Origin of the sequence: Microtetraspora niveoalba (genome assembly GCF_001570405.1) — a bacterium.
Lineage (GTDB): Bacteria > Actinomycetota > Actinomycetes > Streptosporangiales > Streptosporangiaceae > Microtetraspora > Microtetraspora niveoalba.
In genome coordinates, this window is record NZ_BBYM01000019.1 from 196,215 (window position 1) to 208,294 (window position 12,080).

Genomic DNA, 12,080 nt, shown 5'->3' on the forward strand with positions numbered 1-12,080 from the left:
TCCGCATCCCGGTTGACGTGAACGGCCGGCCGCCCCACCTCCGAGATGCGAACCCGCCGGGCAGGGAGTCGGCTGGTATGTACACGCGGTGTCGGCCTGGAACAGGCTCCAGGCCGACACCGCGACTGCCGGCGCCGATCATCCGGCGGCCCGCCACGTGACCGGACCGGTGGTTCACGGCTTCCGGCCGGCAGCCCCGGGAACGAGTCCGGGGCGAGACGCGGACACGCCCCACCAGCGCGGCGACGGTCATCTGCCGCGCGGGACGACGGCGAGGCGACCCCCACGTTCGACAACGGCGATATCTCCGGACACGTCCGTGCGATAAGTGCGCATTCCGAGCAGGTGCAGGCGGGTCATCGTCAGCGGGGCGGGATGGCCGTAGTCGTTGCCGGCGCCGACGCTGATCAGCGCAGCACCCGCTCTCGTGTCGGCCAGGAAAGCCGGATCCTGTCGCAGAGACCCATGATGCGGCACCTTCAGCAGATCGACCCGCGGGATGCCCTGACGCCGCAGCCTGGCCTGCGCCTCGGTCTCCAGGTCGCCCGCGAGCAACGCCGACCCCATCGGCGAACCCCTCGGGTCGAGCCACCGCACCAGCAGCACCACGCTCGCGTTGTTCGCGATCGCCCCCTCCCCAGAGCCTTCCCCGGGAGTGTCGGGATCGGGAGCGATCACGGTGAGCTCGACCGGTCCGAACCGCCACCGGCCACCGGGGGGCACCACCCATTCGGGGATCCGCCGGGCCCGAAGCTCCGCCGACACACGCGCGCTCTCACTCGCGGGGACCCGTCCCGGGCTGACCACGGCGGCGCCCACGCTCCGCCCACGCAGCACACCTGTCAGTCCACCGACGTGATCGAGATGTGGATGGCTGAGGAACAGGAGCGGGACCCGCGTGACGCCGAGATCACGCAGGCATCGGTTCGCCAGCCCCGGTTTCGGCCCAGTGTCGATCACCACGGCGCTGCCGGGGCCGGTGGAAAGGGCCAGCCCGTCCCCCTGCCCCACGTCACACGCGACGAGCAACCATCCCGGGGGCGGCCACGGCGACGTCGCCGGGCCGATGACCAGGACGACGACGAGGGCTCCGGCGAGCAGCACCGCGAGGACGTACCGGCGAAGCCTGCGCCACAGGAGCAGCCGGCCCACTACGACCGCCACCGCCAGAAGCGCGAGCCCGGGCACACCGCCGGGCCAGTCGATCGTCGCCGCCGGTAGCGCCGCCGCGCGTTCCGCGACCGCGATGATCCAATCGGCGGCGAGCCCCGCCGGACGGACGAGGAGCTGGGCGGCCGCCATGCTGACGGGGGCGACGATCGCCGCGCCGAACCCCAGCAGGGTCGCCGGGGCCACCGCCGGGCCGGCCAGCAGGTTCGCGGGGATCGCCACCAGGCCGAGTTGACCCGACATCAGCACCAGGAGCGGTGTGACGGCGACCTGCGCCGCCGCCGGTACGGCTATCGCCTCGGCCATCCATCGGGGCATGCGCGACGCCATCCGGTCCCGCCATCGGGGAGCCAGGACGAGGATGCCGCCGGTGGCGAAGACCGACAGCGCGAAGCCGTACTGCCTGGCGAGACCCGGGTTGAAGAGGATGAGGCCGAGCACCGTCGCGGAGAGCGCGGCCACGCCGTCACGGGTCCGCCCCGTCCCCAGGGCGAGTGCCGCCACGATGCCCATGGCGAGCGCTCGGATAACGCTGGGCGAGGGCCGGGCGACGACGGCGAACCCCGCCATGGCGACGACCGCGACGATCGCCCGCACGGGGAGTGGCAGCCCCAGAAGCCGCGCGATCATCAGGGCGGCACCTGCGATGAATGCCAGGTTGGCACCGGAAACCGCCGTCAGGTGGCTGAGACCGGCGGCGACGAAGTTCTCCTTGATCTCCTCGTCCAGTCGCGAGACGTCCCCGATGACCAGGCCGGGCAGCAGACCACGCGCGCCCTCCGAAAGCACGTCGCTCGCCTCTCGCAGGCCCGCGCGCAACTCTCCGGCGACCCGCTGCGGCGCGGACGGACCGGACAGCACCTCCGGCGGCTCCCGGACCAGCAGGACGGCGGCGGTCAGGTCCCCTCGGTCGGACGTCCCCAGCCGCCCGCGCACACGGATCCGCTGGCTGGGCAGCAACGCCCGCCACCCGTCACCCGAAGCGAGGAGGACCACCGGTACATCGACACGGACCCGCCCGCCCGTCTCCACCGCGTGGCCGTCCCCGGGCGGCCGTGGACCAGAGGAAGGCGGCGCGCCGGCGGCTCCGGTCACGGGCTGGACGGCGAGCATCCGCGCTTCCACCACGAAACTCTCTCGTCGCGTCAGGCCACCGCGCTGCGGTCTCGCCCGCGGGTCGTCGCCGATCTCGACCTCGGCGACGACGGTCGCGTGCCGTGCGGCCAGCTCCGCCACAGGACCGGTGCCGACCGTGTGCACCTTGACGGCCACGACCGCCGCGGTGGCCGCCCCGCAGGCCAGCGCCGCGAGAGCCGTACCGGCGACAGGCCCTCGTGGGACCCGGCCGACGCGGTCGGCGCCGCCCACGCGGATCCCTCCTCTGGCCACGCGGCCCCCGTGATGGCCGGAGGCCGTCGCACGCCGCCGAGGGTCGGTCCCGTCGCCGCCGGGACCTGGGCCGGGAGTCCCGCGAACCGCCCCGCGACGTCGGGGCGCGGCTTTCCGGAGCAGGGAGCGACCGCATCCGGTTGTTGCCCAGAGCAGCAGCGCGCCGGACGCCAGGCCGACGGCCACGACCGCGCCCGCCGTGGCGGAACAACCGAGGAGCACCAGCGCGACCAGCCATGACACGGTCGCGGGACACACCAGGCGTAGAGAATGGGCCGAGGCCGACGCGACGCCACCTGGAGGAACGGAGCGGCCGGACTCCTCGGTGGCGCAGCCGAGACCGAGGCGCCGACCCACACGGCTCACGGCGTGACCCTGTCTTTCAGATCGGCGAACTTCTGAGGTCCGATGCCTGAGACGTCCTGGAGTTGATCGACGTTCTGGAAGCCCCCGTGGGCGTCGCGGTACTCGATGATCCGCTGCGCCAGCACCTCGCCCACGCCGGGCAGCTCCTGCAACTGCGCGTAGGTGGCGGAGGTGAGGCTGATCGTCGTAGGTACGCCGGTGCCGGCCGAGGCCGCTGCCCCTGTCGGGGCGGCGGAGGCTCCCACCACGATCTGCTCGCCGTCCACCAGGCGTCGGGCGAGGTTCAGACCGTTCGGCGAGACGCCCGGGCGGGCTCCACCGGCCGCCTGGATGGCGTCGACGACTCGGGATCCCGATGGGAGCGTGAGCACGCCCGGCTTGCGCACCTTGCCCGTGACGTGCACCGTCACCCCCGGCGTCGGTGGGGGTGAGGCGACCTCGGAAGCACCGGCGGCAGCGGGAGCGGCGCCCGGCGGCAGGACGACCGTCCCCCCTTCGGCTGTGCCGGCGCTGACGGCGATCGTTCCCGAGGGGGCCTGCGGCACGACAGGGTCGGCGACCGGCTGCGACCGCCACGCGTAGATCCCGGCCACCACCGCCGCGAGCAGCCCGAGCAGCACCAGGACGCGCAGGCCGGGGCGTCCGGGGTCGAGCAGCGGAGCGGCCTCCTTGATCATCCGGCTTCCCTCGGCGAGCGCTCGCCATCTCGCGCGCCCCTCCTCCTGAAACGGCTCCGGCCGCGGCGACTCCGGCTCGGGCCGCTCCGGGTCCTCGTCGAGGACCACGGCGGAGGCGCGCTCGCCCTGCCCACCCCGGTGGACCCGGCCGCCCCGGACAGCACGCACCGTGCCCGCTTCCACACCTGCGCGTACGGCGGCTCTCGCCGCCTGCACCTCTGCGCGTACGGCGGCCGCCGCGCCCGCATTCGCGCCCACGTCCGGTGCGGCGACCGCGCCCGAATTCGCGCCCGCGTCTACGGCGGCGACCGCGCCGGCATGAGCGGGGCGCCCGAACGACGGCGGGAGCCGCTCCAGGCCGTCCTGACGCGCCGGGCTTCCCTCCGCAGGAGACGGACCGGCCACGGAAGCACCCAGCGGTGTCTCTCCCGAGACGGCGGATCGCGGCGGCCACGTCTCCAGCAGGAGGCGGAGACGGGCCTCGGCCGCGCGGCGATGATCCGGCTGCTCCCTGGTTCGCACGCAGGTGACGTTAGGCGCGGCCGCGCCCTCGCCGGAGTCCGGTGCGGCGGCCTGTGGAAATCAGCCCGCCTGTGGATGGGCCGGGGACACCGTCACCGCGAGCAGCCCGGGGCCGACATGGGCGCCGATCACCGCTCCCACTTCCACCACGAGCGGCGGCGCCGCGGCCGGGATGCGGGACGCGAGGGCGTCCGCGAGTGTCCGGGCCCGCTCCGCCGCTCCGAGGTGCTGTACGGCGACGCGGACGGCTCCGCCGCCGGCCGCCTCGACGGCGAGGTCTTCCAGCCTGGCGATCGCGCGGTGCGCCGTCCGGACCTTCTCCAGCACGGTGATCGTCCCGTCCTCGAGGTTGAGCAGCGGCTTGATCGCGAGAGCGGAGCCGAGCAGAGTGGCCGCCGCGCCGATCCGGCCGCCCCGCCGCAGGTATTCGAGGGTGTCGACGTAGAAGATGCTGCGGGTGGCCGCGGCGGACGCCTTCGCCGTGGACGCCACGTCCGCGAGGGAGGCACCCCGGCGGGCGGTCTCGGCGGCGGCGAGAACCGGGAATCCGAGCCCCATGCCGACGGATCCGCTGTCGACGACCTCTACGGGGACGGGGGACTCCTTGGCGGCCAGTCTGGCGGCCTCTGCCGTACCGGACAGGGCGCCGGAGAGGTGGACCGAGACGACGCCGTCGGCTCCCCGGGCCGCCGCCTCGGCGTAGGCGGCGGCGAAGCGCTGGGGTGCGGGCTGGGAGGTGGTGACGGGCGCGTGGTCGCGAAGGGCCTCCGCCACCCCGACGCGCGCCGGGTCCTCCGTGTCGTCGAACTCGCGCCCGCCGATGGCCACGTGCAGCGGGACGACGGTGATGCCGTGCCGCGCGATCTCCGGCTCGTCCAGGTAGGCAGTGGAGTCCGTGACAACGGCGACCGGCATGGCAGAAGCGTACTCGCCGGACATTTTCTCCCTCTATGAGTGCGACCGCCGACGTTCGCCGTCTTCTGGCGATCGCGCGGTGCTCCCCCGGCGGCCTCCCCGTCACCGGACGGAGGTGCCGCCTCACGGCAGCCGTGTCGTACTCCCCGCAGCCTTCACGGCACTGGACCGGAGTGCGCTCTGTGGCAGCGGCACGCCACGCCACTGCCCTCCGCGTCACCGGACGGAGGGGCCGCCGTGTGACAACCGTGCGGCATGCTCCCGGCGGCGCCGGGTCACTGGATGGGTTGGCCACCGCGCCACACCCGGCGCGGCTTGAGGCCGAACGACCAGGCGAAGGCGCCCTCGTGGTCGGCGTCCCATTGCACGATGTCGGCGAGCCGCCCCGGGGCGAGGACGCCGCGGTCGGGGGCTCCGAGCACCTGCGCCCCGCCGAGCGTCGCGGCGCGCAGCGCGTCTCCCACGCTCATCCCGAACGCGGCCACCGCGAGGCTGATCACGAGCGACATCGAGGTGATGCCGCAGTGGCCGGGGTTGTGGTCGCTGCCGAGCGCGATGGGAACGCCCTGGGCGAGCATCCGGCGCACCGCCGGGAGCCGGCCGTGCTGGAGGGCGGTGCCGGGGCACACGACGGCGGGCACGCCGTACCGCGCCATGAGCGCGATGTCCTCGTCGGAGGTGTGGTGCAGGATGTCGGCCGACGCGCAGCCCATCTCGGCGGCGAGCTGGACGGCGCCGCGCCTGCTGTACGCGCCCGCGTGGATGCGGGGCAGCAGGCCGACGTTGCGGCCGGAGGCGAGGACCCACCGGGCCTCGTCGGTGCCGAAGTGTCCCTCGTCGCAGTAGACGTCGACGCTGTCGGCTCCGGCGGCGGCGGCGTCCGCGCACCAGGCCGCGGCCGCCTCGACGTAGTCGCGCTGGCGGCCGAAGTACTCCGGCGGGACCACGTGGGCGGCCATGAACGTGACGTGCACCCGCGGCATCATCGGCTCTTTCTCGAGCTCGCGGAGCAGCCGCACGTCGGCCAGTTCGCCGTCGCGGGTGAGGTGGTAGCCCGTCTTCGCCTCCACCGTGGTGGTGCCGCCGAGCAGCCACTCGCGAAGCCGCTCGCGTACGCCGTTGCACAGTGTCCAGGGGTCGGTGCCCCGCGTAACCGTGATGGTGGAGAGGATGCCGCCGCCGGCGGCGGTGATCGCCGAGGCCGTCGACCCGCCGGACCGCATCGCCATCTCGGCGTACCGGTTCCCGGCGTAGACGGGGTGCGTGTGCGCGTCGATCAGCCCGGGGGTGACGAGCGCGCCGCCGAGGTTCTCGACGTGGTCGACGTCGACGATGTCGTCGACGACGCCGGGCACGCTCTGCGGCAGGTCCGCGGCACGGCCGACCCAGGCGATGCGGTCGCCGTGCACCAGGATGGCCGCGTTGCTGCACACGTCGTGGCCGGTCCAGAGCCGGCCGATGTTGGTCAGGAGGCGAACGGTCATCCGACCACCTGCTTTGCGGCCGGGGACAGCGAGCAGTCACCGGTCGCGGGCGAAGGGCCCGCCGGGTCCGCTCGGTGTCCGGAGGTCATCGGGGGGTCTCCTGCCTCATCGCGCACTTCGTGCGATGACCCTGTCGCCAGGATCATGGACCCAGGCGATTTCAGTCCAGTCACGTTATTTCACAGGTCGGCTTGCTGTACAGGGTTATTGGGAAGAACGCCGCTTGGACGCGGCGGCTTCGGGGAGGCCGCAGCGCCCACCCCTCATATCGGGTCCTGTCTTCGCAGTTCAGGGACGGTTGTCGCGCCGGCTCCCACGCGTGACCGCATTCGACGGTGTCACCATGCTATCCGCACGGATTGTCGCGTAAGACTTGCCAAATGATAGCAAGGTCAACGGGAATGGACTACCATTTCCGGCTTTTGTCCTTTAAGTTCCGTTTTATCGCTGAACACCCGAAAAGTCATGAAATGTCGCGCTCGTGACGGCGGTGAGTGGAGTGACGCGGCGCGAAACGACGACGCCGCTCCCCGCGTTCATCGGGTGAATCACGCGGGAAGCGGCGTCGCGGTGAAACGTGGGGTCAGACCGTCTCGACCGGCTTGGCCACCCGGTCGAGCTCGGCGTAGAGGTCGCCGGGGACGCGGGCGTACAGGACGGTCCCGTCTCCGGTGTGCTCCACGGAGAGCACCTCGCCCTCCTCGTGCGCCCGCGCGATCAGGTCGCCCCGCTCGTACGGCACCAGCATGCGCACCTCGTGGTCGAGCCGCGGCAGCTCGCGCTCGATCAGCTCCATGAGCTCGCGCATGCCGGCGCCGGTCCGGGCGGAGACGACGACGCTGTGCCGTTCCCTCATGGTCAGCCGGGCGAGCACGACGGGGTCGGCCGCGTCGGCCTTGTTGACGACCACGACCTCGGGCACGTCGAGGGCGCCGTCGATCTCGGACAGGACCTCGCGCACCGCGGCGAGCTGCGACTCGGGATCGGGGTGCGAACCGTCCACGACGTGCAGGATCAGATCGGCGTCGGCGACCTCCTCCAGCGTCGAGCGGAACGCCTCGACGAGCTGGTGCGGCAGGTGCCGGACGAAACCGACCGTGTCCGCCAGCGTGAAGAGCCGCCCGTCGGGCGTACGCGCCCTGCGCACGGTCGGGTCGAGGGTCGCGAACAGCGCGTCCTCGACCAGGACGCCCGCGCCGGTGAGCCGGTTGAGAAGCGACGACTTGCCGGCGTTGGTGTAACCGGCGATCGCCACGGCGGGAACCTGCCGGCTGCTGCGGCGGGAGCGCTTGGTCTCGCGGGCGGTGGACATCTCCTTGATCTGCCGGCGCAGCTTGGCCATCCGCTCGCGGATGCGCCGCCGGTCCAGCTCGATCTTGGTCTCACCGGGGCCGCGGCCGCCGATGCCGACACCGCCGGCGGCGCGGCCGCCGACCTGGCGGGACAGGTTGCCGCCCCAGCCGCGCAGGCGGGGCATGAGGTACTGGAGCTGCGCCAGCTCGACCTGGGCCTTGCCCTCGCGGCTCTTGGCGTGCTGGGCGAAGATGTCGAGGATGAGCGCGGTCCGGTCGATGACCTTGACCTTGACGACGTCCTCGAGCTGCCGGAGCTGGCCGGGGGTGAGCTCGCCGTCGCAGATCACGGTGTCGGCGCCGGACGCGGACACGATGTCACGCAGCTCCACGGCCTTGCCGGAGCCGATGTAGGTGGCGGGGTCGGGCCGGTCGCGTCGCTGGATCAGACCCTCCAGCACCTGGGACCCGGCGGTCTCGGCGAGGAGCTTCAGCTCCTGGAGGGAGTTCTCCGCGTCGAAGGCGCTGCCGCCTGTCCACACGCCGACCAGGACGACCCGCTCCAGCCTCAGCTGGCGGTATTCGACTTCGGTGATGTCTTCGAGCTCTGTCGAAAGGCCCGCCACGCGCCGGAGCGCCTGGCGCTCTTCGAGTTCGTAATCACCGATGGCGAGGTCTTCGGGCTCGTTGCGCATATATGTCATCTCTACTAGACCAACACGTCGACACCCCTGGTGTCTTCCCCACGATGGTGACACGGGGCCGCCCATGGCGCATCCCTTTATCCGCCCAGGATCGCCCTTATCCGCCCAGGTCAGCGAGGAGCCTCCGGCTCTCCTCCGACCAGTGCCGCAGGCGCAGCCGTTCGTGCGCCTCCAGCGCGCGCCGGGCGTGGCGCAGGGCCGCGTCGCGGTCGCCCGTCGCCGCGGCCAGCCGGGCCAGTGCCTGGTGGATGGACCCCCAGCCCGCGGTCCCGCTGCCGTTCACCGCCAGCCGGTCCGCGTACGGCAGCAGCAGACCGTACAGCCACGCCGGGTCCGGGACGCCCAGCTCCACACTCACGTACGACCAGACGACGGCGGCGAACTCGCCCGACCAGTCGTCGGGGACGGGGGTCCCCCACCGCGTGATCAGGCTCGCGGCGAGGTCGCGGTCGCCCGCGTCGAGTGCCGCGAGAACGGCCATGGGGCGCAGCGGCTCCATGTGCGGCTCCGCCGCCCCATTGATCATGTCGTCGAGGATCTCGGCGACCCGCCCCTGACCCCGTCGACAGGTGTAGAGCACGGACAGCCGCACGTAGTTCAGTCCCCAGATCGTGCCGGCGCCGAAGATCCGGTGCATCTCGTCGACCAGGCGCTCGGCCTCGCTCCACCGGCCCTCCAGGGTCAGCCGCGCCGCCTCGGCGACCCGCACCATCGCGGTCAGCTCGGAGCTGCGGACCTCGCGCAGCAGGCGTTCGGCGCGCGCCAGGTCGCGATCCCATTCGGCCAGCTCGCCCATCCTGAACATGCAGTGCAGCCGCTGGATCCGGGCGACGAGCTCGGCGCTGGCGGGGAGCCGGGGCACCGCGAGCATCTCCTCGACGGCGCGCAGGCGCTCGTGCTCGCGCGCGGGCACCCAGGCCGCGATCAGGTAGTTGTTGAGGACCTGGAGGAGCAGCGCGGGGTCCCCCACCCGCCGGGCGATCTCCACGGCCTCCGCGGCCATCGCCTCGCCCTCGGCCCGCCGGGGCCCGTAGTTCAGCTCGATGCCGAGCGTGCCGAGCAGCGCGGCCCGGTGCGCGTCGTCCAGCGGGCCGGCCAGCAGGTCCTCGAGCAGGGCGACCGCCCGTTCGTCGACCACGCCGTACGGGCGCCAGTTCCAGACGCTGAGCGTGCCGAACACCGTCACGGCGTCCACCAGCACGGCCCGGTCCCCCTGGCCCGCCGCCACCTCCACGGCCTCCTCTATGGCGGCGCGGGCGCGTACGGTGTCGCCGATGTCCCGGCGCGCGCGGCCCAGCTCGACCAGCAGCCGGCATCGCCGGCCCGGGTCCCCCTGCCCGAGCGCGAGCAGCGCCTTCTCCCAGAGCTCGACCGCCTCGTCGTAGGCGCGCTGCGCGGTCGCCTGCCGGGCGGCGGCCGCGGCGTACTCCACGGCCTTGCCGGCTCCGCCGATCCGCGCGGCCATGGCGAAATGGTGGGCGAGGATCGGCAGGCGGGCCGCGCCGCCCCCGACCGGCAGGGATTCCAGCGCCTCGCCGGCCCGCAGGTGGAGGCGGGCCTTCTCCAGGCGGCCCAGCCCCGCGTAGAGGGCGTCCCTGACCAGTACGTGGGAGAAGCGGTAGTCGACCCCGTCCGGGGTCTCCGCCAGCAGCCCGGTGGCCACGGCGGGTTCGAGCCGGGCCATCACCTCCTCGGCGGGGACGCCGGTGAACGCCTCGAGCACGTCGAGGGTGACGTCACGGCCGAGGACGGCGGCGGAGCCGAGCAGTTCCCGCGTGGAGTCCGGCAGCCGGGCGACCCTCCGGCCGATCACCTCGCGGACGCCCTCGGGCACGCCGAGCGCCGCCGCGTCGATCCGGTGTTCGCTGCCCAGCAGCCGGATCAGCTCCCGTAGATAGAACGGGTTGCCGCCGGTGCGCCGGTAGAGGACGCGCGCGAACGCGGGGTCCACGAGGTCGTCGCGGCTCGCCAGGAACGCCTGGACGTCCTCCTGGGTGAACGGGGGAAGCGTCATGCGTTCGGTCCCGGGGTCGCGGGCCAGCGCGGCGAGCGTCTCGCTGAGCTGCTCCGGGTCGGCGCCCGGCTCCGGCCGGAGCGTGGCCAGGACGAGCGCGGCCCCGCGGCCCAGCCGGCCCGCCATGTAGCCGAGCAGCCGCAGCGACGAGGTGTCCGCCGCGTGCAGGTCGTCGAGCACGACGAGGGTGGGGCCGTCCGCCGCGGTGAGCGCCGCGACCACCTGCTCGTACAGCTCGAAGAGGGCGGCGCCCGGATCGGCGGGGCCGTCCGTCCTCTCTCCCGCCAGGATCCCGGCGGCCCGCTCTCCCCTCTCGCCGAGCGCGCGCAGCGCCTGCAGCCAGGGCCAGAACGGCAGCGCGACGTGGTCCTCGACGCAGCGCCCCCAGACGACGGAGATCCCCCGGGCCTCGGCCTCCTCCGCGGCGGACTGCGCGAAGCGGGTCTTGCCGATGCCCGCCTCGCCGGTCACCAGGACGACCCCGCCCCGGCCGCGCCGTACGTCCGCGAGACGGTCGGCGACGCGGCCCAGGTGGCTCGCCCGCGCGATGAGCGGCTCCGGCCGCGGGCGCGGTGTCCGGGACGCGGCGGCCGGGGCCGGGGCGTGCGGGAGCGGCGGGTCGAGCGGCGCGGACTCCCCGGGGACCGAGCCCTCGCCGGGCGGCGCGGGCAGGTGTGGCGTCGGGGAGTGGTCGAGGGACGCGGACTGGTCGAACACCGCCCGTTCGATCCGCCGCAGCTCCGGGCCGGGTTCGATGCCCAGCTCGCCGGAGAGCCGCGCGCGGACCCGCCGGAGCGCGCCCAGGGCGTCGGCCTGCCGTCCCGATCGGTAGAGGGCGAGGACGAGAAGCCCCCAGGATCGTTCGCGGTACGGGTGGGCCTCCACCATGCGTTCGAGGTCGGCGACGCATGATCCGCTGTCGCCCAGGGCGAGCCTGGCCTCGAACCGGTCCTCCGCGGCCAGGGCCCGCTGCTCGGCGAGGGCGGCGATCACCGGCTGGGCGAACCCCTGGTCCGCGAACTCCGCCAGCGGCTCACCCCGCCAGATGCCGAGCGCCCGGTCCAGCGTCTCGAGTGCCGCGGCGTACCGGCGCTCGGCGGTCGCCCGGCGGCCTTCCTCGGCCCACGAGGTGAAGCAGGAGAGGTCGACCTGCCGGGGCGCGACGGCCAGCATGTAGCCGGGCTCGCGCGTCAGCAGGACCGTGGGCGGCGTCCGGGGCGCGCGACCGGGTTCGAGGATCCGCCGGAGATGCGAGATGTACGCCTGGAGCGTTCCCGTGGCACTCGACGGCGCCTCATCGGCCCAGATCTCATCGATCAGCCGGTCGAGCGAGACGATCCGCCCGGGTTCGAGCGCGAGCAGGGCGAGGACGGCGCGCTGTTTTCGCGACCCCAGATCCAAGCGCCCGCCGTCTTCGGAGACCACCTCCAAGTGCCCGAAAAGCCGGAAGAACAAGCTGTTCATGACGTTCCCATCTCATTCGGCCACGCAAGCGTAAAGCCTCGCCGGTGAAGGCGCACAACCCCTTGTTTGAAGGTGACTTGCGG

General features: G+C 73.4%; 6 protein-coding genes. All 6 read right to left on the bottom strand.

All coding sequences use genetic code 11. The features are described 5' to 3' along the window. Positions 1-249 precede the first annotated feature (249 nt). Positions 250-2,538: a ComEC/Rec2 family competence protein gene (locus tag AWQ70_RS20260; RefSeq protein ID WP_245647056.1), complete on the bottom strand. Its 2,289-nt coding sequence runs from the start codon at positions 2,536-2,538 to the stop codon at positions 250-252. A 383-nt stretch (positions 2,539-2,921) separates the two neighbouring features. Next, positions 2,922-4,124: a ComEA family DNA-binding protein gene (locus AWQ70_RS41345; RefSeq protein WP_245647057.1), complete on the bottom strand. Its 1,203-nt coding sequence runs from the start codon at positions 4,122-4,124 to the stop codon at positions 2,922-2,924. A 60-nt stretch (positions 4,125-4,184) separates the two neighbouring features. Continuing rightward, positions 4,185-5,039, bottom strand: a complete 855-nt coding sequence (locus AWQ70_RS20270; RefSeq protein WP_067178546.1) for a DegV family protein — start codon at positions 5,037-5,039, stop codon at positions 4,185-4,187. Between the two features lie 275 nt (positions 5,040-5,314). Beyond that, positions 5,315-6,523, bottom strand: coding sequence for an imidazolonepropionase (hutI, locus tag AWQ70_RS20275; protein WP_067178547.1), 1,209 nt, complete (start codon positions 6,521-6,523; stop codon positions 5,315-5,317). Between the two features lie 583 nt (positions 6,524-7,106). Beyond that, on the bottom strand, positions 7,107-8,510 hold the full coding sequence (gene hflX / locus AWQ70_RS20280) for a GTPase HflX (protein ID WP_245647058.1): 1,404 nt from the start codon (positions 8,508-8,510) through the stop codon (positions 7,107-7,109). A gap of 106 nt (positions 8,511-8,616) precedes the next feature. After that, positions 8,617-11,997, bottom strand: coding sequence for an ATP-binding protein (locus AWQ70_RS20285; protein WP_067178549.1), 3,381 nt, complete (start codon positions 11,995-11,997; stop codon positions 8,617-8,619). Positions 11,998-12,080 lie beyond the last annotated feature (83 nt).

Excerpts from the sequence above, each read along its gene's own strand:
- AWQ70_RS20270 (WP_067178546.1), bottom strand. The coding sequence starts at position 5,039 with ATGCCGGTCGCCGTTGTCACGGACTCCACTGCCTACCTGGACGAGCCG.
- hutI (WP_067178547.1), bottom strand. The coding sequence starts at position 6,523 with ATGACCGTTCGCCTCCTGACCAACATCGGCCGGCTCTGGACCGGCCAC.
- hflX (WP_245647058.1), bottom strand. The coding sequence starts at position 8,510 with ATGCGCAACGAGCCCGAAGACCTCGCCATCGGTGATTACGAACTCGAA.
- AWQ70_RS20285 (WP_067178549.1), bottom strand. The coding sequence starts at position 11,997 with ATGAACAGCTTGTTCTTCCGGCTTTTCGGGCACTTGGAGGTGGTCTCC.